The sequence below is a fragment of the Methylobacterium sp. AC832 genome, from assembly GCF_979256025.1.
Genome location: NZ_CEEDMV010000004.1, coordinates 527,792 through 548,921, shown reverse-complemented (window position 1 = coordinate 548,921; position 21,130 = coordinate 527,792). Strand labels below are relative to the sequence as shown.

General features: G+C 71.2%; 24 protein-coding genes. 19 read left to right on the top strand and 5 right to left on the bottom strand.

Features of this window, described 5'->3' with window-relative positions; genetic code table 11:
- Nucleotides 1-136: 136 nt before the first annotated feature.
- The 3 genes from AC0IXR_RS17240 to AC0IXR_RS17230 all read left to right on the top strand — a co-directional run bounded on the left by AC0IXR_RS17240 (nucleotide 137) and on the right by AC0IXR_RS17230 (nucleotide 3,653).
- Nucleotides 137-874 carry a hypothetical protein gene (locus tag AC0IXR_RS17240; protein ID WP_471761563.1) on the top strand — a complete coding sequence of 246 codons (738 nt, stop codon included), beginning with the start codon at nucleotides 137-139 and terminating at the stop codon, nucleotides 872-874.
- A complete protein-coding gene (locus AC0IXR_RS17235) occupies nucleotides 807-2,084 on the top strand; it encodes a DNA-packaging protein (protein ID WP_471761562.1) in 1,278 nt (425 codons plus the stop codon). The genes AC0IXR_RS17240 and AC0IXR_RS17235 overlap by 68 nt, the downstream gene beginning before the upstream one ends.
- Nucleotides 2,085-2,492: 408 nt before the next feature.
- Nucleotides 2,493-3,653 (top strand): phage portal protein, encoded by a 1,161-nt coding sequence (locus AC0IXR_RS17230; protein ID WP_461234982.1) that lies wholly within the window; start codon nucleotides 2,493-2,495, stop codon nucleotides 3,651-3,653.
- 5 nt (nucleotides 3,654-3,658) lie between these two features.
- Here the strand turns inward: AC0IXR_RS17230 and AC0IXR_RS17225 are convergent, their stop codons facing one another.
- From AC0IXR_RS17225 to AC0IXR_RS17215, 3 genes are all read right to left on the bottom strand, one after another.
- Nucleotides 3,659-4,096: a YybH family protein gene (locus AC0IXR_RS17225; RefSeq protein ID WP_056426769.1), complete on the bottom strand. Its 438-nt coding sequence runs from the start codon at nucleotides 4,094-4,096 to the stop codon at nucleotides 3,659-3,661.
- Between the two features lie 164 nt (nucleotides 4,097-4,260).
- Entirely contained in the window at nucleotides 4,261-4,674 is a 414-nt protein-coding gene (locus tag AC0IXR_RS17220) for a type II toxin-antitoxin system VapC family toxin (protein WP_311276564.1), read from the bottom strand.
- Complete coding sequence (locus tag AC0IXR_RS17215) at nucleotides 4,671-4,913, bottom strand: type II toxin-antitoxin system VapB family antitoxin (protein ID WP_082470627.1); 243 nt, start codon at nucleotides 4,911-4,913, stop codon at nucleotides 4,671-4,673. The genes AC0IXR_RS17220 and AC0IXR_RS17215 overlap by 4 nt, the downstream gene beginning before the upstream one ends.
- A gap of 74 nt (nucleotides 4,914-4,987) precedes the next feature.
- Between AC0IXR_RS17215 and AC0IXR_RS17210 the strand changes: the two genes are divergently transcribed.
- The 4 genes from AC0IXR_RS17210 to AC0IXR_RS17195 all read left to right on the top strand — a co-directional run bounded on the left by AC0IXR_RS17210 (nucleotide 4,988) and on the right by AC0IXR_RS17195 (nucleotide 8,395).
- A complete protein-coding gene (locus AC0IXR_RS17210) occupies nucleotides 4,988-5,521 on the top strand; it encodes an HK97 family phage prohead protease (protein ID WP_471761561.1) in 534 nt (177 codons plus the stop codon).
- On the top strand, nucleotides 5,518-6,831 hold the full coding sequence (locus tag AC0IXR_RS17205; protein ID WP_471761559.1) for a phage major capsid protein: 1,314 nt from the start codon (nucleotides 5,518-5,520) through the stop codon (nucleotides 6,829-6,831). Before AC0IXR_RS17210 ends, AC0IXR_RS17205 begins: the two co-directional genes overlap by 4 nt.
- A gap of 213 nt (nucleotides 6,832-7,044) precedes the next feature.
- Nucleotides 7,045-8,148 (top strand): hypothetical protein, encoded by a 1,104-nt coding sequence (locus tag AC0IXR_RS17200; protein ID WP_471761558.1) that lies wholly within the window; start codon nucleotides 7,045-7,047, stop codon nucleotides 8,146-8,148.
- A gap of 1 nt (nucleotide 8,149) precedes the next feature.
- The gene (locus AC0IXR_RS17195; RefSeq protein ID WP_471761557.1) at nucleotides 8,150-8,395 is read left to right on the top strand and encodes a hypothetical protein; all 246 of its coding nucleotides are present in this window, start codon (nucleotides 8,150-8,152) and stop codon (nucleotides 8,393-8,395) included.
- A gap of 110 nt (nucleotides 8,396-8,505) precedes the next feature.
- On the opposite strand, the gene AC0IXR_RS17190 is transcribed toward AC0IXR_RS17195, so the two are convergent.
- Both AC0IXR_RS17190 and AC0IXR_RS17185 read right to left on the bottom strand, forming a co-directional pair.
- Nucleotides 8,506-9,369 (bottom strand): S1 family peptidase, encoded by an 864-nt coding sequence (locus AC0IXR_RS17190; RefSeq protein ID WP_471761556.1) that lies wholly within the window; start codon nucleotides 9,367-9,369, stop codon nucleotides 8,506-8,508.
- Nucleotides 9,370-9,476: 107 nt separating this feature from the next.
- Nucleotides 9,477-10,247: a trypsin-like serine protease gene (locus AC0IXR_RS17185; protein ID WP_471761554.1), complete on the bottom strand. Its 771-nt coding sequence runs from the start codon at nucleotides 10,245-10,247 to the stop codon at nucleotides 9,477-9,479.
- A gap of 29 nt (nucleotides 10,248-10,276) precedes the next feature.
- Here AC0IXR_RS17185 and AC0IXR_RS17180 point away from each other — a divergent pair, with 29 nt between their 5' ends.
- From AC0IXR_RS17180 to AC0IXR_RS17125, 12 genes are all read left to right on the top strand, one after another.
- Nucleotides 10,277-10,837: a head-tail connector protein gene (locus AC0IXR_RS17180; protein WP_461234976.1), complete on the top strand. Its 561-nt coding sequence runs from the start codon at nucleotides 10,277-10,279 to the stop codon at nucleotides 10,835-10,837.
- 23 nt (nucleotides 10,838-10,860) lie between these two features.
- A complete protein-coding gene (locus AC0IXR_RS17175; protein WP_471761553.1) occupies nucleotides 10,861-11,208 on the top strand; it encodes a phage head closure protein in 348 nt (115 codons plus the stop codon).
- On the top strand, nucleotides 11,205-11,645 hold the full coding sequence (locus AC0IXR_RS17170; protein WP_471761552.1) for a DUF3168 domain-containing protein: 441 nt from the start codon (nucleotides 11,205-11,207) through the stop codon (nucleotides 11,643-11,645). Before AC0IXR_RS17175 ends, AC0IXR_RS17170 begins: the two co-directional genes overlap by 4 nt.
- Nucleotides 11,646-11,706: 61 nt before the next feature.
- Nucleotides 11,707-12,114 carry a phage major tail protein, TP901-1 family gene (locus tag AC0IXR_RS17165; protein ID WP_018045758.1) on the top strand — a complete coding sequence of 136 codons (408 nt, stop codon included), beginning with the start codon at nucleotides 11,707-11,709 and terminating at the stop codon, nucleotides 12,112-12,114.
- Nucleotides 12,114-12,437 carry a gene transfer agent family protein gene (locus tag AC0IXR_RS17160; RefSeq protein ID WP_311276574.1) on the top strand — a complete coding sequence of 108 codons (324 nt, stop codon included), beginning with the start codon at nucleotides 12,114-12,116 and terminating at the stop codon, nucleotides 12,435-12,437. The genes AC0IXR_RS17165 and AC0IXR_RS17160 overlap by 1 nt, the downstream gene beginning before the upstream one ends.
- Nucleotides 12,434-12,649 carry a phage tail assembly chaperone gene (locus AC0IXR_RS17155; RefSeq protein WP_461221638.1) on the top strand — a complete coding sequence of 72 codons (216 nt, stop codon included), beginning with the start codon at nucleotides 12,434-12,436 and terminating at the stop codon, nucleotides 12,647-12,649. Before AC0IXR_RS17160 ends, AC0IXR_RS17155 begins: the two co-directional genes overlap by 4 nt.
- Before the next feature lie 12 nt (nucleotides 12,650-12,661).
- Nucleotides 12,662-13,234, top strand: a complete 573-nt coding sequence (locus AC0IXR_RS17150; protein WP_471761551.1) for a phage tail tape measure protein — start codon at nucleotides 12,662-12,664, stop codon at nucleotides 13,232-13,234.
- Between the two features lie 73 nt (nucleotides 13,235-13,307).
- Nucleotides 13,308-13,943, top strand: a complete 636-nt coding sequence (locus AC0IXR_RS17145) for a phage distal tail protein, Rcc01695 family (protein ID WP_471761550.1) — start codon at nucleotides 13,308-13,310, stop codon at nucleotides 13,941-13,943.
- A 15-nt stretch (nucleotides 13,944-13,958) separates the two neighbouring features.
- Complete coding sequence (locus AC0IXR_RS17140; protein ID WP_471761549.1) at nucleotides 13,959-14,852, top strand: DUF2163 domain-containing protein; 894 nt, start codon at nucleotides 13,959-13,961, stop codon at nucleotides 14,850-14,852.
- Between the two features lie 19 nt (nucleotides 14,853-14,871).
- The gene (locus AC0IXR_RS17135; protein ID WP_471761547.1) at nucleotides 14,872-15,318 is read left to right on the top strand and encodes an NlpC/P60 family protein; all 447 of its coding nucleotides are present in this window, start codon (nucleotides 14,872-14,874) and stop codon (nucleotides 15,316-15,318) included.
- 270 nt (nucleotides 15,319-15,588) lie between these two features.
- Nucleotides 15,589-19,497, top strand: a complete 3,909-nt coding sequence (locus AC0IXR_RS17130; protein WP_471761546.1) for a baseplate multidomain protein megatron — start codon at nucleotides 15,589-15,591, stop codon at nucleotides 19,495-19,497.
- Nucleotides 19,498-19,522: 25 nt separating this feature from the next.
- Nucleotides 19,523-21,088: a DUF2793 domain-containing protein gene (locus AC0IXR_RS17125; RefSeq protein WP_471761545.1), complete on the top strand. Its 1,566-nt coding sequence runs from the start codon at nucleotides 19,523-19,525 to the stop codon at nucleotides 21,086-21,088.
- Nucleotides 21,089-21,130 lie beyond the last annotated feature (42 nt).

Sequence of the window (21,130 nt, the reverse complement as noted above, 5' to 3'; positions counted from 1 at the left end):
TGCCACGCTGCATTCCACCCGCCACCTGTCTAAAAATCCTAAATTAGGAATTTATGATTGACAGCGTGACGCTCCTCGGGTATCAATGAGGAACGCTCAAGAAGTGTGAGAGAGGGGCAGCGACATGGAGCTTCCCTTGGAAACACGAAAACTCGTCGAGCAGTTGATGCGGACGACGAGCATGACGAGCCGCGAGATCGCGGAGCGGACGGGGGTCCGCGCCCAGACGGTCAGCACATGGAACCGCCAGCATGGCTGGCGCGAGGGGGTGAGCGACGCGCAGCGGCGGCTCGACCCCGGAGCCTGGGCGCCCGCGCGGCGGCGCGCCGTGGAGACGCTCTACGGGATGATGGAGATCGAGCCCGCAACGCTGGCTCTGGCGCTGGGCGGCACCGTCGCCGGCGCGCCGGCCCTGTTCCGGGCCTGCGGCTTCGAGCGCAGGCCGCGCGCCCGCCCGGTGGCGCGCCCGCCGAAGGCCGGGGCGGCCCCTCCGGCGGCGCGGGTGATGGACAATCTGGGCGAGGCCCTGCGCGCCCATATCGGCCGCCAGATCGCGCGGTTCGACGCGGCGCTGAGTGGCGAGACGCCGCCCGCGCTCGATTCCGCGAAGGTGCTGCGCGACCTCGGCGGCCTGAAACGGCTGCTCGACGACCTCTCTAGCGAAGACCGGGAGCGGAGCGATGCGCAGCGCAACCTTGCGGACGGGGCTTCTGCGACGTCCCGCCCCCCGGCCGATGACAGCGACCTGCCCGCCCTGCGCGCGGCAATCGCGGCGCGCTATGCGGCATGCCTCGGCGAGCGGCCGGATGCCGGGTTTCCTGGCGAGCCTGCCGCCGCACCTGATCCGGGCGCTGGCCTCGGACTGGCTCCATAACGCCCGAAACGACCAGCTGCCGCCCTGCCCGTCGCGGGGGGACTGGACGACCTGGGCGGTGATCGGCGGGCGCGGCTCGGGCAAGACCCGCACGGGGGCCGAATGGGTGCGGGCCCTGGCCACGGGCGACCCCGCCTTCTGCGCCCGGGCGGTGGGCCGCATCGCCCTCATCGGCGAGACCTATGCCGACGTGCGCGACGTGATGATCGAGGGGCCGTCCGGCCTGCTGGCGCTCTCCGGGGCGCGGCCGCATTGGGCGCCCTCGCGGCGGCGGCTCGAATGGGCCAACGGCGCGGTGGCGATGGCCTTCTCGGCCGAGGAGCCGGATTCCCTGCGCGGGCCGCAATTCGGCGCCGCCTGGTCCGACGAGATCGCCAAATGGCGCCGGCCGGACGCCACCTACGACATGATCCAGTTCGGCCTGCGCCTCGGTGAGCGGCCGCGCAACCTCGTCACCACCACGCCCCGGCCGATCCCGCTGATCCGCCGCATCCTCGCCGACCCGCTCACGGTGGTGAGCCGCTCGCGCACCGCCGACAACGCCGCCAACCTCGCGCCGTCCTTCCTCGACACCGTGGTGGGGCGCTATGCCGGCACGCGGCTCGGGCGGCAGGAGCTCGACGGCGAGCTGATCGAGGACCGGCCCGACGCGCTCTGGACGCGGGAGGGGATCGAGGCCGCGCGCCGGGACGGGATGCCGGAGCTTCGGCGGATCGTCGTGGCGGTGGACCCGCCCGCCTCCTCGAAGGCCGGGGCCGATGCCTGCGGGATCGTCGCCGCCGGGCTCGGGCCGGACGGGCATGCCTATGTGGTCGCCGACGCCACGTTGGGCCGGGCGAGCCCGCAGGCCTGGGCCGGCGCGGCCCTGGCGCTCTATCACCGCCTGGAGGCGGACAGCCTCGTGGTCGAGGTCAACCAGGGCGGCGAGATGGCCATCGCGGTCATCGCCGAGGTCGACGCCTCGGTGCCGGTGATCCCGGTGCGGGCGACGCGCGGCAAGTATCTGCGGGCCGAGCCGGTCTCGGTGCTCTACGCGCAGGGCCGCGTCCACCATGTCGGCAGCCTGCCGGCGCTCGAGGACGAGCTCTGCGATTTCGGGCCGGGCGGCCTCTCCAGCGGCGCCTCGCCCGACCGCCTCGACGCCCTCGTCTGGGCGTTGACTCACCTGATGCTGGGGCAGAGGGCCGAGCCGCGGATCCGGCAGATGTGAGCGCATTCCCCTCTCCCCGCCGGGCGGGGAGACGGGAATGAGCGACGGCCTTCGGGTCCAACAGCCTGAGGGCACGTCCCTATTCAAAAGAGGCTGGTCCCCCTCTCCCCGCCGGGCGGGGAGAGGGCGTCGTCCTCCCCTTGCCGGGAGGCGACGTGAGCCCGCCAGGGCGAGGGTGAGGGGGTCTCTCCGGGTATGGCTCCTTCGGCCAAGCCCCCTCACCCTCGGCTGCCGCCTCGCCGCGCTCCCCAACGAGGGGGAGACGCGGCCCTCTCCCCGCATGCGGGGAGAGGGGGGCAGCGCAACGGCCACCGCCTTCTCCGGGTAGACCTGCGCCGCCCCTATCCCGGTCGCTCCGCGATCACCCTCCCCCGCAGAGGGGGGTTGTTCCCCGTCGAGGACAGTCCCATGCCGAACCTTCTCACCCGCCTGGCGCGGGCCGCCTTTCCCGTGGCCGAGACCAAGGCGGCGCCGGTTTCCGGCCTCGGCATCGCCTTCTATGGCGAAGGCCGGGCGGTGTGGACCGCGCGGGATTACGGGGCGCTGGCGCGGGAGGGGTTCCAGCGCAACGCCATCGTCCACCGGGCGGTGCGGCTGGTGGCGGAGGCCGCCGCGGCGCTGCCCCTGGTGCTGACGGACCGGGCCGGGCCGCATCCGCTCCTCGCCCTCCTCGCCCGGCCGAATGCCCGCGAGGGCGGCGCCCGCCTGCTGGAGACGCTCTACGGCCACCTCATGGTCTCGGGGAACGCCTATCTCGAAGCCTTGAGCCTCGATGGCACCCCGCGCGAACTCCACGCTCTGCGTCCGGACCGGATGCGGGTGGTGCCGGGCCCCGACGGATGGCCCATCGCCTACGACCATACCGTCGGCGGGCGGGTTCTGCGGCACGACCAGACCCGCGAGGGCGTGCCGCCGATCCTCCACCTCACCCTGTTCCACCCGGCCGACGACCATTACGGCCTGTCGCCGATGGAGGCGGCGGCGGTGGCGCTCGACATCCACAACGCCGCCGGGGCCTGGAACAAGGCCCTCCTCGACAATGCCGCCCGGCCCTCCGGGGCGCTGGTCTACGCCACCTCCACCGGCGCGACGTTGAGCGACGCGCAGTTCACCCGTCTCAAGGGCGAGCTGGAGGCGAATTACCAGGGCGCGGCCAATGCCGGCCGGCCGCTGCTGCTGGAGGGCGGCCTCGACTGGAAGCCGCTCTCGCTCTCGCCGAAGGACATGGATTTCGTGGAGGCGAAGGCCGCCGCCGCCCGCGAGATCGCGCTGGCCTTCGGCGTGCCGCCCCTGCTGCTCGGCCTTGCGGGCGACAACACCCACGCCAATTACGCCGAGGCCAACCGCGCCTTCTACCGGCAGACGGTGATCCCGCTGGCGCGCCGCACCGCCGAGAGCCTCGCCCAATGGCTGGAGCCCGCCTTCGGCCCCGCCCGCCTGGAGCCCGATCTCGACGCCATCGAGGCCCTGGCGCCGGAGCGGGAATCGCTCTGGCGCCGGGTCCAGGCGGCGGACTTCCTCACCGAGGCGGAGAAACGCGAGGCCGTGGGCTACGGGACGGCGTTATAGGTTCGTCAGTTCCAGGTGTGCAGCACCGTGCGCCAGTCCTTGCCCTCACGCTCCAGGACGTTGACCCAGTTGCCCTCGAACGTCTTCTTCGCGCCCCCCTCGCCGGGGCCGGACATGGACCAGCGCCCGGTGACGAGGAGAACGTCCCCCTTCATCTGCGCCGAGTTGACCTTGATCGCGTGCTCCTCGAACCCCTTCGCCTTCAGCCCGGCGAAGAAGGCGCCGATCTTGTCGGCGCCGGACACCGCTGCGCCCTTCGGGATCACCATCGCATCGGTGGCGTAGAGGGCCTTGAGGCCGTCCATGTCGCCGGAATTGTAGGTCTTGTCCCAGCGGGCCGCCGCGGCCTGGGCATCGGCAGTGGGATCCGCGGCCGAGGCCGGGATCGGACCAAGCAGGCACAGCAGAACGGATGCAATGCATAGCTTAACGCTCAAGCTCATGATGATCCCCCGTTTCCGATTCGCAGTCGATCGAAGTCGAATAATGTCACTGATCTGCGATCAGGAAAGCGAAATCTTGGTGTACCCGGGCGGATATTGCCAACCCGGACCATCGTCTCGATCGGGGCGCGACGGTTCGGGTGTCACGTCGACCGGCCGGTGGCTTATCCGGAAGGTCCGGCCCGAACGATATCCGTGAGGGTGAAATCCTCGCCCTTGAACAGCAGGACCGCCTGATGGGCTCTCGCGCAGGCATAGGCGTGGCAATCGCCCATGTTGAGGGACGCCGGATGCCGGCCCTTGCCGAAGCGCTCATAGGCTTCGACGGCGAGTTCGAACTCACGCCCGGCAATCGGAACGAGGCGGATTTCCGCCTCCTCGCAAGTCAGGCGAACCCGTTCGCGGGCCGCCTCGACCGTGAAGGCGTAGCTGCGCACGAGGCCCGCGATGGTTTCCCAGAGCGAGAGCGCCGAACACAGCCTGTCGGGATCGGTCTCCAGAATATCCGCGAACGCGTCGGCCTCCGCCTCGCCGGCGATGATCGCGATCAGGGCGGAGGCATCGACGAAGAGCGTCACTCTCCGCTCAGGTCGTCGAAGAAGGCCTTGTCGGCGGCCTGGCCCGTGGGCTTCGGCAGCGGATGACGGGCCCTCAAGGCGGCAAGGCGTTCGCGCAGCGGCACCGGCGGTGTCAGGCGGCTCAGTTCGGCCGTGACGGCCCGGCGCACGGCCTCGGATTTGGTGACGCCGGACGCTTTCGCGAGCTTCACCACGAGGCCCGCCGTCTCGTCGTCCTTGATGTAGAGCGGCACACGCACCTCCGGGATATCCTCGGCATGATGAGGATATCCCACCGCCTCACCCCAGTCACCCCACCCTTCGGGAGCCCGCCATGGACGGCCATTTCACCGGCTATGCCAGCCTGTTCGGCGTGCCCGATCTCGGCAACGACGTCGTGTCCGCCGGCGCCTTCGCGGCGAGCCTCGGCGAGCGCGGGGCCGCGGGTGTGCGGATGCTGTTCCAGCACGATCCGGCCGAGCCGATCGGGCGGTGGCTCTCCCTGCGCGAGGATGCGCGCGGCCTGCGGGTGGAGGGGCTGATCAACCTCGCCGTCCAGCGCGGGCGCGAGGTCGACGCGCTGATGCGCGAGGACGGCCTCGACGGTCTGTCCATCGGCTTTCGCACCCTGCGGTCGAGCCCGCAGCGCGGCGGCCTGCGCCGCCTGCTCGCCATCGACCTCTGGGAGATTTCCCTCGTCACCTTCCCGCTCCTGCCCGGCGCCCGCGCCGCCGCGCCGGATGGGACGGTGACGCCCCTCGCCCGTGAGCTGCGCGCCTTCGCGCACCGGCTCGCGCCGCGTGGCGTGCCGTCCCCCCGGACGGCCTCCGCCCCTTCCCCCTTCACCCAGCAGACGAGGTTCGCATGAGTGTTCACGTTTCGCCGAGCGCCCCGGAGACCAAGGCCGATCCGCACGGCTTTCTGGAAAACCACGCCCTTCTGGAAAACAAAGCGGCGCGCCCCGCCTCCGACGCCGAAATCGGCGCCGCCATGGGCGAACTCTCCCGCGCCTTCGAGGCCTTCAAGGAGACCAATGACGGCCGGCTCGCCGAACTCGAGGGGCGCCGCTCGGGCGATGTCCTCACCGAGGAGAAGCTCGCCCGCATCGACGCGGCCCTCGACTCGACGCGGACCCGCCTCGACCGCCTGACCCTGGACGGCCGCCGTCCGCCCCTGGGTGGTGATGGGCCGACCCGTCCGGACCCGGCTTCCGTGGAGCACAAGGCCGCCTTCGACCTCTATGTCCGGGCGGGCGAGAGCGGCGGGCTGAAGCGCCTGGAGGAGAAGGCGCTCTCGGCCGGCTCCGGCCCCGATGGCGGCTATCTCGTGCCGCAGGCCATCGAACGGGACGTGCTGAAGCGGCTCGCCAACCTCTCGCCGATCCGGGCGCTCGCCACGGTGCGCACCATTTCGGGCGGGCTCTACAAGCGCGCCGTCTCCACCACCGATGCGGTCTCGGGCTGGGTCGCCGAGACCGCGGCGCGGCCGCAGACGGACGCTCCGTCCCTCTCTGAACTGAGCTTCCCGGCCATGGAACTCTACGCCATGCCGGCGGCGACCCAGACGCTCCTCGACGACGCCATCGTCGATATCGACGCCTGGCTCGCCGACGAGGTGGAGACCGCCTTCGCCGAACAGGAGAGCGTCGCCTTCGTCACCGGCAACGGGGTCAGCCGCCCGCGCGGCTTCCTCAGCGTGGACACTGTCGAGAATTCCGCCTGGGTACCGGGCAAGCTCGGCTTCGTCGCCACGGGCGCGGCGGGGGCCTTCCCCAGCGCCAATTCGTCCGACGTGCTGTTCGACCTCGTCTATGCCCTGCGGGCCGGCTACCGCCAGAACGCCAGCTTCGTGATGAACCGCAAGGTCCAGAGCACGATCCGCAAGATGAAGGATGCCGACGGAAACTACCTGTGGCAGCCGCCGGTCTCGGCCGACAGGATCGCGACCCTCCTCGGCTTCCCCGTGGCCGAGGCCGAGGCGATGCCGGATGTCGCGGCCAACAGCCTGTCCATCGCCTTCGGCGACTTCAAGCGCGGCTATCTCGTGGTGGACCGCGCCGGCCTGCGCGTCCTGCGCGACCCCTACTCGGCCAAGCCCTACGTGCTGTTCTACACCACCAAGCGCGTCGGCGGCGGCGTGCAGGATTTCGACGCGATCAAGCTGCTGAAATTCGCGTGAGTCTCGCCGTCTCCGGGATCTGGTCCCGGAGACGGCCTCCAGCCGCACCGCCGCACCTTCCGATATGAGCGCTCCACCCCTCTGCGCTGTGGATTTCCCGATACAACCGGCGGATTTATACCCATCCTACCCAAGATTGCGGAACTGAGGTCTTTCCTTCGGCCTTGATGGGTTGAATAACCAATCTCAGGTTGATTTCTCGGGATATCGAACATGAATCTGGATGGAGTGACGAACGCCAAGGCAGAGGTGTCCCTCCGGGCCTTCAAGTACTCGGAGGTCCTCACCGCAGCCATGGACATCGGCACTTCGCCGACATTCTCCCCGCTACCAGGGACAGCCGCCCATGACGATATCGTTCGGGCCAGGCATGATGGGGAGTTCGATCCGAAGGAGAAGATCGCGGTCGGGGTGCTTCGGCGATCCGGCGAACACGACCGGACATCGAACCTGAGACTGGGATTGTTCGTGCAGCACAAGAAACTGCTCCACCATCCTGTGGTCGAAGCCGCGCAGCGCATTGCCAAGGGTGAAGCAAAGGTCATCGTCACCGGGCGCGTGCGTCGTCAGGTGACGGCCAAGGCAAAACTCTGCCGACCGCTACTGATGGGCGAATCCATTGGCCACCATCGCGTCACGGCCGGTACGCTCGGGTGCTTCGGCATCGATCAGCAGGGCAAGGTGGGGATGATTTCCAATAACCATGTTCTCGCCCACACCAATCGCGCGAAGGTCGGCGACATCATCGTTCAGCCGGGACGGCTGGATCATGGAGATATCGGGAATGCCGAGCACAGGATCGCAAAATTACGGGCATTCGTCCCCATAGACTTCGACCCGAGCGCCTCCAATTTTGTCGATTGCGCCTTCGCATCGCTCGATGACCCGGCGAATTGCGAAACGCGCATGGTCGGCCAGACGGATATCGATCCAGACAGGTGGAATCTCGGCGACATCGAGGATTTGATCCTGGATCAAAGCCCCGTGAAAAAGGTGGGACGCACCACACGGTATACAGAAGGAATGGTCGAGGCGATCGACGTCGACAACGTTCGTGTCCAGATGATCAGCGGTCCACGCCCCAGATATGCAGTCTTCAACCGTCAGGTTGCCATCAGCGGAACGACGAAACCCTTCTCGAAGGGAGGCGATAGCGGCTCGCTGATCTGCACGGCAGAGGGGCGCCCGGTCGCACTCCTGTTCGCCGGAACGGAAACGGGGGGCCGAACGGGATTCGGCATCACTTATGCAAACCCGATCCGCAGCGTCCTTGAAGCTCTCGATATCGAACTCTACACTGGTGCGGCAGGAGCATGACATGATGGACCGGCGGGAGAAGTTGGTAGCGTCGAAGCCAGCCGCCTTGGCGGCAAAGGACGCATTCACCTCGCGCTACGTTACGGGCCATCCCGACCGATCCGTCGGGCTCGGCCTCAATCGGACGGGCGACGATTGGGCCATGAAAGTGTTCGCGCGGTCTCCCTCCGCAGCCAGGGAACTACCGGACCATTTCGATAAGTTTGCCGTAGAAGTTCAGATCACCGGATCAGCGAAGGCATTCTGATCTGCGGAAGATCTTGGCGGCGAAACGTGCGGGTGCTTCAGGCTTCCACCGTTCGCTAAAGCACGCCGCCCTGCCAAATTGCAGGGTAACCTCGTTGCACTCGTAGCACCCTACCGCCGCCCCGGCCGCGCCATCCAATCGGAGCGGTTGGAGCGGCGGAAGCTCGCGGGGGCTTCGCTCGGGGAGAGCTGGGCCATCTCGGCGGCGCGGGAGGTGATCCAGCCGGCATGCTGGCCTGTGGGGGTCACCGCCGTGAAGCCGCCGCAGGCGGTGCGGGCGCGCTTGTCCTGGCGCATGGCGCCGCTCGACCAGCTGACCACGCCGACGATCTGGTAACCGCCCGGACCGCCGCGCAGGATCGGCCCGCCGGAATCGCCGAGGCAGGCGCCGGCCCCCGCCGTCTCGGCGAGCTTGCGCCGGTCCGTCACCACCGTGACCGTGTTTGCGACCTGGAGTGAGCCGATGGAGACGAGATGCGCCTGCCGCAGGGTGCGGGCGGTGTTGCGGCGGTTCTCGGCCACCACGCCGAAGCCGGCGATGTCCACCGACTCGCCGGTGCCGATGGCCCCGCCGCCGCGCGGATCGAGGGGCTGGAAATCCGCCCCTAACGGCTCGGACAGTTTGATCAGGGCGAGATCAATGCCCGGCTGATCCTCCGGCGTGGTGCCGGGCACGAAATCGGGGTGCATCGACGCCGCGATGGCGGAGATGCGGCGCTGGCGGAACGACCGGTCGACGGCGACGACGCTGTAGCCGGCCTGATGCATGACGCAATGCGCGGCGGTCAGCACGAGATCGGGACCGATGAGGGTGCCCGAGCAGATCTCGCCCTGGGTGCTCTCGATGCGCACCACCGAGGCGCGCAACCCATTGGGATCACGGGAGACTTCGCCGTTGATCACGGCGAGCGCCGGAGCCGAGACGAGACCGACCAGCGCCGTGACGGCGACCCTTCGCAGCGCGGTCGTGAACATCGTGTCTCTCCCGCGCCCGGCATGAGCCCCGGACGTCCCTGGAATGAAGCCTAGCGTAAGGCAATCCCTCGGCCAAGCTCCGGTTCCGTCGCTGAGGCAGAGCGGCGTCAGGGTGCGGACCAGCCTACGGAGCGGCCCCAGCCCGCGAGGGTCCGGTCGATCCAGTCGCGCTGCGGCCCCAGCAGGACGCCTTGTGAGATGCTACCGCAAGCGCCGCCCCCGACCCAGGCGGAGACGGCCAGCGGCGGCGCATCGGGCGCATCCGCGATCGGCCCGCCGGAATCGCCCTGGCAGGCGCCGGATGCGCCGCCGGACGGCTTCATCCAGACCAGGATGCGGCTCTGCCCATAGGGCTCGACCACGGGGAGGACGGCGCTGCGGAAGGTGCCGGTGGTGCGCGGCTCGCCCGGTTTCGACACCCCGTAGCCGGAGAGGACGAGGCTCTCGCCGGCGCGCGGCAGTGCGGCGCTCACCGGGGTCGGCCGGAAGCGGGCGGGAAGCGGCGTGGCGGTGCGGACGAGCGCCAGATCGATGGAGCGCCGACGCCCGGCGATGGCGCCGGCATCGTAGCCGGGATGGACCGCGCGGGCGGCGAGATCGACCAGCACCGGCTGGCCCGCCTCGTCGCGAAAATGCACCCGGTGCTCCGCGCCGCCCTGGCGGGGGCCCGCCGCCACGCAATGGCCCGCCGTCAGCACCGAATCCTGCGCCACGACGATGCCGGTGCACACGCCGCCGTTCGAGGACAGCACCATCACGGCCGAGCCGGCCGAATCCGGCGCCTCCCGGCCGCCGACCACGGCACCGGCCGGCGCGGCGGCGAGGCCGAGCAGCAGCGCGATGCCCGCAGACCGCATGTCGAGATCCATTCCGCCCATCCCCTTCATCGCCCCACCCGGAGACGACGATGAATCCGATACGCGTCGATGCCGCCATCGTCGAGCCGGTCACGTTGGCCGACATGCGCGCCCACCTGCGGCTCGACCCGGACAACACCGCCGAGGACGGTCTGGTGGAGAGCCTGATCGCCTCCGCCCGCGCCATGGTGGAACTCGCGACGCGGCGCATCCTGGCGCCCGGACGCTACCGGGTGATGCTCACGGCCTGGCCCCGGGACGGGTTCGTGCCCCTTCCCCTGAGCCCCCTCGTCGCCCTGGCGAGCGCGGGCTCGGTGGATGCGACGGGCACCGTCACGGACTTCGCCCCCGGCCTCGTCCGCTTCGCGCCGGATACGGTGGAAGCGCCGGGGCTGATCGTCTCGCCCGCCCTTCCCTCCCTGTACCGGGCCGCCGCCCTGATCGAGGTCGATGCCGGATATGGCGGATCGGGCCCGCCGATCCCTCCTGCCCTCGCCCAGGCGATCCGGCTCGTGGCGGCGCATGGGTTCGAGCATCGGGGCGACCTGCCGGTGACCCTCACCCCGATGGTGGAGGCGCTCGTCGCGCCGCACCGGCGCATGCGTCTTTGATCCACCGATCCCGGAGCCTTGTCATGACGCACCAGCCCATCGGCGCGCGGCGACGCCGCTACGTGCTCGAACGCTTCGTCGACGACCCGGACGGGTTCGGCGGGCACCTTCGCCGGTTCGTGGCCGGCCCGCTCCTGTGGGGCACGCTGGATTCCACCGGCCATGCCGAGCGCATGCGCGGCGGCCGCTCGGATGCGGTGGCGACCCACCGCATCCGCCTCGCCTACCGGGCGGACGTGACGCCCGCCATGCGGCTCGTCTCCGGCTCGCGCCGCTTCGCCATCCGCGCGGCGGGCGATCCCGACGGGCGCGGGCGCGACCTCGTCTGCGAGGTCGAGGAGCTGATCGACACGACGGGGGGCCTGACGTGAGCGACGCCCTGTCCCTTCCGGCCAACCCGCTCCTCGCCCTGCGGGCCGCCATCCTCACCGTCCTCGGCGGCGACGCGGAGCTCGGCCGGCTCATGGGCGGCGAGGTCCGCATCCATGACGAGCCGCCGCGCGGCGCGGCGCCGGTCTATGCGGTGTTCGGCCCCGCCGAGATGCGGGACGATTCCGTCGACGGCGCGCTGCGCCATTCCCATCGGCTCGGGCTGATCCTGTTCGCCAGGCCCGGCTCCAGCCGCAGCGCCATCGAGGCCGCCGGCCGGGCCGCCGACCTGCTGCACGAGGCGCTGCTCTCCCCCGCCGGCCATGCGCTGTCGGTCCTGCGGGTCGAATCCCTCGCCTGCGCCCGCGACGAGCGCAGCGGCGAGACCCGCGCCATCCTCACCCTCCAGGCCGTCACCGAGCGGCTGCCTACCTCCTGAGCCGGATTTGCTCCGCAGAACCGGCGACCTCTCTTGCTAACCCGCTTTAAGGAGCGACCCCATGAGTGCCCAGAAAGGTAAGGACCTCCTCATCCGGATCAGCGAGGGAACGGGGTTCACGGCGGTGGCCGGCCTGCGCGCCCGGCAGCTCGCCTTCAACGCCGAGACCGTGGACGTGACCTCGGCCGAATCCGTCGGGCGCTGGCGCGAGCTGCTGGCCGGGGCGGGGGTACGGCGCGCGGCCGTCTCGGGCTCGGGCGTTTTTCGCGACGAGGCCTCCGACGCGCGCCTGCGCCAGATGTTCTTCGACGGCAGCATCGACACGCTGCAGGTCGTGGTGCCGGCCTTCGGCACGATCCAGGGCCTGTTCCAGATCACCAGCCTCGAATATCGCGGCGACCATGCTGGCGAGGTGACCTTCGACATGGCCCTCGATTCGGCCGGTCCCCTCACCTTTACGAGCCTGTGATGGCGAACCGCAGGCGCGGAGAGGTCTCCGTCGCGATCGGGGACCGGCGCTACACCCTGTGCCTCACCCTGGGAGCCCTGGCCGAACTGGAGGAGGCGCTCGGCGCCACCGATCTCACTGGCCTGGCGGGCCGCTTCGCCGAAGGCCGCCTCGCCAGCCGCGACCTCATCGCGCTCCTCGGCGCGACCCTGCGCGGCGGCGGCCACGATCTCGACGACGGGGCGGTGGCGCGGCTGCCGCTCTCCGGCGGGATCGAGCCCATCGCGACGGCCCTCGGCGAGGCCCTGGCCGCCGCCTTCGGGGCCGAGACGCCGGACCCTTGAGCCCCACGGGCGGGATCGGGCCGGAGGCTCCCTCCGCCTTCCCGTGGGACGAGGCCATGGCCCTGGGCCTGAACGCCCTGCGCTGGAGCCCGCGCGACTTCTGGGCGGCGACGCCCCGCGAATTGATGGCCGCACTCGGAGGCTCTAGCCGCCGCGACGCGGCCAGCGCCGCTGACCTGCGGCGGCTGATGGATGCCTATCCCGATCCTTGAACGGAGGCCTGCATGGCCGAGACCGAGACAGACCGCACCATAGCCGCGCAGGCAAAGCAACTCGGTACCCTGGACAATCTGGCCCAGAAGTTCGGCGACAGCCTGGGCAAGGCCTTCATCAGCAATGTCAGCGCCGCCAAGCAGCTCGACGGGGCGCTGACCTCCCTCGTCACCAAGCTCGCCGGCATGGCCGGCAAGGCCGTGCTCGATCCGGTGAAGGGCGGCATCGAATCCCTGGTGAAGAGCCTGATCAATTCAGGCGCATCGAGCGCGGCTTTCGCGAAGGGCGGCGTGATCTCCGGCGGCCGGGTGCGCCCCTTCGCCAGTGGCGGCGTGGTGGCCGCCCCCACCTACTTCCCGATGCGCGACGGGACGGGCCTGATGGGCGAGGCCGGGCCGGAGGCGATCCTGCCCCTCGCGCGCGGCAGCGACGGGCGGCTCGGGGTCGCCGGCGGCGCTTCGGGGCAGCCGGTCTCCGTCACCGTCCATATCGCGACGCCGGATGCGGAGAGCTTCCGCCGCTCGGAGGCGCAGGTGGCCGCCGCCCTCGCCCGCGCCGTAGCGCGCGGAAGGCGCGCGTCCTGAGCGAGAACGACGCGGGGCCGGCGCGCATCCTGAACAACCACGGCATCCTGAACACCATCCGGGGAGGCCCGCCATGGCCGGTGATTTCCACGAGGTCCGCTTTCCCCTCGACGTGGCCCTGCGCGGCAGCGGCGGGCCGAGCCGGCTAACAGAGATCGTGACCCTCGCCTCGGGGCGCGAGCACCGCAACAGCCGCTGGGCCGATTCGCGGCGGCGCTACGATGCGGGCCTCGGCATCCGCACCCTCGACGCCCTGCATGCGGTCCTGGCCTTCTTCGAGGAACGGCGCGGGCGCCTCTACGGCTTCCGCTATCGCGACCGGATCGACCATCGCTCGGGGCCGCCGAGCCAAGCGGTGGGGCCGGGCGACCAGCCTCTCGGCCTCGGCGACGGCGCGACGCGGGTGTTTGCCCTCGCCAAGACCTACGGCACCGGGCCGCTGCCCTATCGCCGCCTCATCGCCAAGCCGGTGGCGGAGACCGTGCGGGTAGCCGTGGCCGGTGTCGAGCGGCCACCCTCTTCCTTCACCTGTGACGGCACCACGGGGCTCGTGACCCTGGCGACGGCCCCCGCCCCCGGCGCGCCGGTGACGGCGGGGTTCTGGTTCGACGTGCCCGTCCGTTTCGACACCGACGATCTCAGCGTGGACCTCCAGGCGTTCAGCGCCGGCGAGATCCCGAGCGTGCCGCTCATCGAGATCGTGCCCTGACCGGAGCTTGGATTCATGCGCGACATCCCCGCCGCCCTCGCCGCGCATCTCGCCGGCGGGTCCACCACCCTGTGCCATTGCTGGTCTCTGACCCGGCGCGATGGCCTCACCCTCGGCTTCACCGACCATGACCGCGACCTCGCCTTCTCCGGCATCACCTTCGCGGCGCGCTCGGGGTTAGAAGCCGCCGAGGCGAGCGCGGAGCTCGGCTTCGCGGTGGGCGGCGGCGAGGTCGCCGGGGCGCTGACCTCGCTCGGCATCGCCGACGCGGACGTGGCGGGTGGGCTCTACGACGCGGCCGGCATCGAGACCTGGCTCGTGGACTGGACCGATCCGGGGACGCGGCTCCTCCTCGACGTCGGGACCATCGGCGAGATCCGCCGGGCGGGCACCGCCTTCGTGGCGGAACTGCGCGGGCTGATGGACCGCCTCGACGAGGAGCGCGGCCGGACCTTCCGGGCCACCTGCGGCGCGGATCTCGGCGATGCACGCTGCCGCGTCGATCTCGCCGACCCGCGCTACCGCACCACCGGGACTGTCCTCGCGCCGGCGACACCGGGCGACCTGCCAGCCACCCTGGCGGGGATTTTCGCCGCTGGCACCTTCACGGGCGGACGGCTCAGCTGGGATTCCGGCGCGAATGCCGGCCTCGCCAACGACGTCCGGGCGCACCGGCAGGCCGATGGCGGCGTCCGGATCGAACTCTGGCAGGAGCCGCCCCGCGCCATGGCCGCCGGGGACCGGTTCACCCTGACGGCCGGCTGCGACAAGCGCCTCTCCACCTGTGCGGCGGTCTTCGCCAATGCGGTGAACTTCCAGGGATTCCCGCACATGCCCGGCAACGATTTCGTCATCAGCGCCATCCCCGGCTCCAGTACCGCCCTCGACGGCGGCAGCCTGTTCCGTTGAGCCGGCAAAGGAATTGATCATGCGAAGCTCCGACCGGATCGTCGCCGAGGCACGGGCCTGGATCGGCACGCCTTATCGGCATCAGGCCTCGCTCAAGGGCGTCGGCTGCGATTGCCTCGGGTTGGTCCGGGGAATCTGGCGCGGGCTCCTCGGGCCGGAGCCAGAGACCGCGCCGCCTTATTCGGCCTCGTGGGCGGAATCCGCCCTCCCCGGCAGCGACCCGATGGCGGAGGCCGCCCGCCGCCATCTCGCCGCCGTGCGTGATCCTCTGAGCGGCTACACACCGAGAGCAGGCGACGTCCTGCTCTTCGCCTTCCGCTCTCATTTGCCGGCAAAGCACTGCGCGATCGCGAGCGGGGATGGGACGATGATCCACGCCCATGACGGCGCGGCGGTGACGGAAGTCACCCTCACGCGATGGTGGCGCCGTCACCTGGCGCATGTGTTCCGGTTTCCGGGGGCCTGATATCGGGAAGCCGAGACGGCAGGCGCGCTTCCCCTCTCCCCGCACGCGGGGAGAGGGTCGCAGGCACCTCGTCGTGCCTGTGACGAGCGGAGCGAGGGTGAGGGGGCGGCTCCGGATGAGGCCCGTCCGAAGAAGCCCCCTCACCGTCGGCTGACGCCTCGACGTGCTCCCCGGCAAGGGGGAGACACGTCCCTCTCCCCGCGAGCGGGGCGAGGCGATGCGCACCGAGTGTCCCTGATCCTTTAGCCCTCCCTCCCGGAGCCCTCCCGCATGGCCACGCTCATCCTGCAGACAGCCGGGGCGGCCCTCGGGACCGCGCTCGGCGGGCCGATCGGCGGGGCCGTGCTCGGCACGCTCGGCGCCGTGGCCGGTGGTGCGATCGACAGCGCCCTGTTCGGAGCGCGGGCCGGGCCGCGCTTCGTCGAAGGCCCGCGCCTGACCGATGTGGCCGGGCTGTCCTCCACGGAGGGCGAGCCGATCAAGCGGGTCTATGGCCGCGCCAAGGTGGGCGGCACCCTGATCTGGGCGACGCGCCCGCTGGAGGTCGCCAATACGAGCGTCCAGCGCGCCGCGTCCGGGGGCAAGGGCGGCGCCGGCCAGAAGACCGTGACCACGACCTACGCGTATTTCGCCGACCTCGCGGTGGGGCTGTGTGAGGGCGAGATCGCCCATGTCCGCCGGGTCTGGGCCGATGGCCGCGAGATCGACCTCACCACTCTGAATTACCGGCTGCACCGGGGCGGGGCCGACCAGGCGCCCGATCCGTTGATCGTCGCCAAGGAGGGCGCGGAACGAGCCCCGGCCTATCGCGGCCTCGCCTATATGGTGTTCGAGCGTCTGGCGCTCGCCGAGTTCGGCAACCGGGTGCCGCAGCTGGCCTTCGAGGTGATCCGCCCCGTCGAGGGGCTCGCCGGGATGGTCCGCGCCGTCTGCCTCATCCCCGGCTCGACGGAGTTCGGCCTCGACCCCCGCCTCGTCACCGAGGATGCGGGTTTCGGCACCACGCGGGCCGCCAACCGGTTCCAGTTCCAGGAGGCGAGCGACGTCACCGCTTCCCTCGATGCGCTCCAGGCCCTGTGCCCGCGCCTCGCCCGCGTCTCGGTGGTGGCGAGCTGGTTCGGCAGCGACCTGCGCGCGGGCCGATGCACGGTGACGCCCAAGGTCGACCGGCCGGACAAGGCGACCCTCGGCGACACATGGAGCGTCGCCGGGCTGGCCCGCGATGAGGTGGAGACGGTCTCGACCGCGCCCATGGGAGGTGCAGCCTATGGCGGCACGCCCTCCGATGCCGGGCTCGGCCGCCTCGTCGCCGAGTTGCGCCGCCGCGGTCTCGAGGTCGTGCTCTACCCGTTCGTGATGATGGACGTGCCCGCCGGCAACGGCCTGCCCGATCCGCGCGACGCGGGCGCGCTCCATCAGCCGCCCTATCCCTGGCGGGGCCGCATCACCTGCGCGCCGGCCCCCGGCCAGCCCGGAAGCCCGGACGGGACCGCCGCTGCGTCCGCGCAGGTCGCGGCCTTCTTCCAGAACCCGGACGGATACCGCCGTTTCCTTCTCCATTACGCCGACCTCGCCGCCGGCTGGGCGGCCGACGGCGTTTCGCTCTCCGGCTTCATCGTCGGCAGCGAGTTTCCGAGCCTCACCCGCGTGCGGGGCGAGGCCGGGCGCTATCCGGCGGTGGAGGCGTTCACGGCGCTGGCCCAGGAGGTGCGCGCCCGCCTCGGGGCCGGCGTGGCCCTGGTCTACGCGGCCGACTGGACCGAATACGGCGCCCATGTCCGCGACGGCGGGGCCACCGTGCGCTTTCCTCTCGACGCGCTCTTCGCCGATCCCGCCATCGCGGCGGTAGGCATCGACTATTACCCGCCGATCAGTGACTGGCGCGACGGCGAGGACCATGCCGACCTCGCCGAAACCGACAGCCTCTACGACACGGCCTATCTCAAGCGCCGCCTCGGGGCCGGCGAGGCCTTCGACTGGTACTATGCCGACGACGTCGACCGGCGCGCACAACGGCGCACGCCGATCACCGACGGCGCGGCGGCCAAGCCCTGGATCTACCGGGCCAAGGACCTCGTCTCCTGGTGGTCGAACCCGCATCGTGAGCGGGACGGCGGGGTCGAGACCGGCACGACGGCCTGGATTCCCCGATCCAAGCCGATCTGGCTCACCGAGATCGGCGTGCCCGCCGTGGACAGGGGCACCAACGGCCCCAACGTCTTCCCCGACGCGAAATCCTCCGAGAACGCCGCGCCGCCCTTCTCGGCCAATCGTCGCGACGACCTGATCCAGGCCCGTGGCCTCACCGCCCTCCTGACCCGCTTCGATGCGGCGCTGCCGGGTTTCGAGCCGGCTCACAACCCGGTCTCGCCCGTCTATGGCGGCCCGATGGTCGCCGCCGAGTCGGTCTTCGTCTGGTGCTGGGATGCGCGGCCCTTCCCGGCCTTCCCGGATTTCGACACGGTCTGGGCGGATGCGGAGAACTGGTCCCTGGGTCATTGGATCACAGGACGGATCGAGGGGCTGGAGCTCGACCGCCTGATCCGCGCGATTCTCGCCGATCTCGGCATCACCGCGCCGGCCCGGATCACCGCCGATGCCTGGCTCGACGGCTACGTCATCGACCGGCCGATCTCTGCGCGCGGCGCCCTGGAGCCCCTGGCCCGGATCTACGGGCTCGACGTCTCGGCGGTGGGCGGCAGGCTCGACATTCGCGGCCCGCGCCGCGAGCGCCCGATCGCCCTCGCGGCCGCCGATCTGGTGCTGACGGAGCGGGACCGGGCGCCGCTCAGCTTCGTCCGCGCCGAAGAATCCGAGCTGCCGCGCGCGCTCACCCTCGGCTTCTGCGACGGGGAGAGCACCGATTACCGGAAAGCCAGCGCCTCGGCGATCCGTCCCACCGGCCTAAGACGGCGCGAAAGCAACGCCGACGCCCCCATCGTCACGCGCCGGGAGAGCGCGGAAGCGCTGGCCGAGGCGCTCCTCGACACGGCCATTGCCGGGCGCGACAGCGCGGGTTTCGCGGTGAGCCCGCGCCGGATCGACCTGGTGCCGGGCGACCTCCTGGCCCTGCCCGGGGCCCGGCTCCCCCACCGGATCGTGCGCATCGCCGACAGTGCGGGCGCGCGGCGGATCGAGACCCGTGCGGTCCCGGCCCAGGGGTTCCGCCGCGACGCCTATCGCAGCCCCGACGGGAAAGCCCACAGGCCGCCGCCATCCATGGCCGGGCGCCCCTTCGCCTGCGTGCTCGACCTGCCGGTGGACAGGGGCAGCCCGACCATCCTCCAATATCTCGCCGTCTCGGCCGATCCCTGGCCCGGTGAGATGGCCGTCTGGCGCTCCGCCGGCACGGACGGGCCGCTCGGCCTGCACCGCATCGTCGATTACCCCGCCTGCCTCGGCGAGACGCTGACCCCGCTGCCGCCGGGACCGCTCTGGCGCTTCGACCAGGGGACCCGGCTCGATCTGCGCCTGCGCCATGCCGGCGCCCTCTCCTCCATCGCGGAGAGCGACGTTCTGGCGGGCGGCAACCTCTTCGCCCTGGTGGGCAGCGATGGCGGGGTCGAGATCGTCGCGGCGGCCGGCGCCGAGCTGATCGGTCCCGGCACCTACCGCCTCAGCCGCCTGCTGCGCGGCCTGATGGGGAGCGAGGATCTCAGCCGGCGCGCGAATCCGGCCGGCTGCCTCGTCGTGCGCCTCGACGACGGGGCGGTCGTCCCCCTGGTGGAGCGGCTCGACGAGGCCGGCCGGCCCTTCCGCTACCGGATCGGTCCCGCAGGCCGCGACCCCGGCGATCCGAGCTACGTGGAGCTGCAGGCGAGCGCAGGGCTGCTGCCGCTCCGCCCCCTCGCGCCGGTGCACCTGACCGCGCGCCGCGAAGCGGACGGGATCCGGCTCGCCTGGATCCGACGGGCGCGGCGGGACGCGGATGGCTGGGAGCCGGTGGAGATCCCGCATGACGAGGCGGGCGAGACCTACGAGGTCGCGATCCACGCGCCGGACGGATCGACCCTCCGGACCGCCCGGACGACCGAGCCGGTGCTCCTCTACCTCGGCTCCGACGAGAGCGCCGATTTCGGCGCGACGCAGACCCACCTCGACGTGAGCGTCGCCCAGATCGGCGCGCTCACCGGCCCCGGCCCCGGCCGCCGCGCCATCCTGCCCGTGCGCTTCGCCTGAGCGCCCACCGATCCGGAGCTCCACCATGTCGCAGATGACGGCCAACCTCGCCCTGCCGCTGATCGCGGCGGGGCAGGCGGGAAAGCACGTGACCCATAACGAGGCCCTGGCGGCCCTCGATACCCTCGTGCAACTCGCCTGCCTCGACAAGGACCTGACATCCCCGCCCTCCTCGCCCACCGAGGGAGACCGCTACCTCGTCGCCAGCGCTGCGCCCACCGGCGCCTGGACCGGCCTCTCCGGCCACATCGTCCATTTCCATGACGGCGTCTGGAACGGCCTCCCGCCGAGGGCCGGGTGGCTCGCCTATCTGGCCGACGAGGACGCGTTCTACCGTTTCGACGGCACCGCCTGGATCGCCCTCTCCCGCACGATCTCGGCCCTGCAGAGCCTCGCCCTGCTCGGCCTCGGCACCGAGGCGGATGCGGAGAACCCGTTCGCGGCCAAGCTCAACAAGGCCCTGTGGACGGCGCGCGGCACGGCGGAGGGCGGCACCGGCGACCTGCGCTTCGCCCTGAACAAGGCGGCCACGGGCAACGTGCTGTCGCTGCTGCTCCAGACCGGATTCTCGGCGCGCGCCGAGATCGGCCTGATCGCCGACGATGGCCTGTCCGTAAAAGTCTCGGCGGATGGGACGAACTGGGCCCATGCCTGGCGGGCCCAGGCGAATAACGGCTTCGTCGGTTTCGGTTCGGCCGCGTCGCCGGGCGGCCCGGTGCCGGGTGCTCCGATCTCCGTCTCGGGCTCGTCGAGTGCCGCCCTGATCCAGCTCGAATCCTACAGCCTGGGCGCGCCGGTGGTGAACATCACGACGCGCATCGCCCGCGGCACCCCGGCCGCCCCGACGGGCATCCTCGCGGGAGACCGATTCTTCGGTTTCTTCGGCCGCGGCTACCATGCGGCGGGCGGGTTCTCCGGCTACATGGTCACCTTCAACGGTGTCGCCGAAGAGGATTTCACCGCCACGGCGCAGGGCACGTTCGTCGATTTCCAGACGACGGAAATCGGCACGAGGTCACGCCGGTCCGTGGTCAAGTTCAGGGGCAACGGCGCCCTCGAACTCATCCCCCGCACCGGCACGCCGAGCGCAGGGCTCGCACCCGGGCAGATCCTGTTCGACGGCACCGCCACCGCGTTCAAGGTCTATGACGGGACGCGCTGGTCCCGCCTCACCGACCTGCCCCGGTTCGCAGCCGCCATGGCCGCCGACATGACGATTCCGGCGGGCGCCTGGGCGAAGGTGGCGTTCAACACCGCCGAGGTGAACGACCAGGGCGCGTTCGTGCCCGCGGCGAACCGGTTCGTCGCCCCCGAGGCCGGCACCTACACGTTCGGCGCGGGCCTCGCCTTCCGCAAAAGCGGCAACGCCGCGCCCACCGCGCTCCAGGCCCGGTTCTACCGCAACGGCGCGGCGTCCCCGCGCCACCGGGCGGGCGTGACCGGCCTGGTCGACGGCGTCTCGACCCTCGCTCTCACGGCGACCCTCGCCCTGGCAGCGGGCGACACCGTGGAGGTGTTCGCGCAGTTCACCGGCGCCGAGGGCGGCATCCTCGCCGCCGACACGACGTTCTGGGGCCTCTCCGTGCCCTGAACCGCCCGGGAGGCGGTGCCCTCCCGGATCGCGCGTCGCCGG

Bases quoted from the DNA above. Each gene is read 5' to 3' on its own strand.
- AC0IXR_RS17235 (WP_471761562.1), top strand. From the start codon at position 807: ATGCCGGGTTTCCTGGCGAGCCTGCCGCCGCACCTGATCCGGGCGCTG.
- AC0IXR_RS17230 (WP_461234982.1), top strand. From the start codon at position 2,493: ATGCCGAACCTTCTCACCCGCCTGGCGCGGGCCGCCTTTCCCGTGGCC.
- AC0IXR_RS17225 (WP_056426769.1), bottom strand. From the start codon at position 4,096: ATGAGCTTGAGCGTTAAGCTATGCATTGCATCCGTTCTGCTGTGCCTG.
- AC0IXR_RS17210 (WP_471761561.1), top strand. From the start codon at position 4,988: ATGGACGGCCATTTCACCGGCTATGCCAGCCTGTTCGGCGTGCCCGAT.
- AC0IXR_RS17205 (WP_471761559.1), top strand. From the start codon at position 5,518: ATGAGTGTTCACGTTTCGCCGAGCGCCCCGGAGACCAAGGCCGATCCG.
- AC0IXR_RS17200 (WP_471761558.1), top strand. From the start codon at position 7,045: ATGAATCTGGATGGAGTGACGAACGCCAAGGCAGAGGTGTCCCTCCGG.
- AC0IXR_RS17195 (WP_471761557.1), top strand. From the start codon at position 8,150: ATGATGGACCGGCGGGAGAAGTTGGTAGCGTCGAAGCCAGCCGCCTTG.
- AC0IXR_RS17190 (WP_471761556.1), bottom strand. From the start codon at position 9,369: ATGTTCACGACCGCGCTGCGAAGGGTCGCCGTCACGGCGCTGGTCGGT.
- AC0IXR_RS17185 (WP_471761554.1), bottom strand. From the start codon at position 10,247: ATGGGCGGAATGGATCTCGACATGCGGTCTGCGGGCATCGCGCTGCTG.
- AC0IXR_RS17180 (WP_461234976.1), top strand. From the start codon at position 10,277: ATGAATCCGATACGCGTCGATGCCGCCATCGTCGAGCCGGTCACGTTG.
- AC0IXR_RS17175 (WP_471761553.1), top strand. From the start codon at position 10,861: ATGACGCACCAGCCCATCGGCGCGCGGCGACGCCGCTACGTGCTCGAA.
- AC0IXR_RS17165 (WP_018045758.1), top strand. From the start codon at position 11,707: ATGAGTGCCCAGAAAGGTAAGGACCTCCTCATCCGGATCAGCGAGGGA.
- AC0IXR_RS17160 (WP_311276574.1), top strand. From the start codon at position 12,114: ATGGCGAACCGCAGGCGCGGAGAGGTCTCCGTCGCGATCGGGGACCGG.
- AC0IXR_RS17150 (WP_471761551.1), top strand. From the start codon at position 12,662: ATGGCCGAGACCGAGACAGACCGCACCATAGCCGCGCAGGCAAAGCAA.
- AC0IXR_RS17145 (WP_471761550.1), top strand. From the start codon at position 13,308: ATGGCCGGTGATTTCCACGAGGTCCGCTTTCCCCTCGACGTGGCCCTG.
- AC0IXR_RS17140 (WP_471761549.1), top strand. From the start codon at position 13,959: ATGCGCGACATCCCCGCCGCCCTCGCCGCGCATCTCGCCGGCGGGTCC.
- AC0IXR_RS17135 (WP_471761547.1), top strand. From the start codon at position 14,872: ATGCGAAGCTCCGACCGGATCGTCGCCGAGGCACGGGCCTGGATCGGC.
- AC0IXR_RS17130 (WP_471761546.1), top strand. From the start codon at position 15,589: ATGGCCACGCTCATCCTGCAGACAGCCGGGGCGGCCCTCGGGACCGCG.
- AC0IXR_RS17125 (WP_471761545.1), top strand. From the start codon at position 19,523: ATGTCGCAGATGACGGCCAACCTCGCCCTGCCGCTGATCGCGGCGGGG.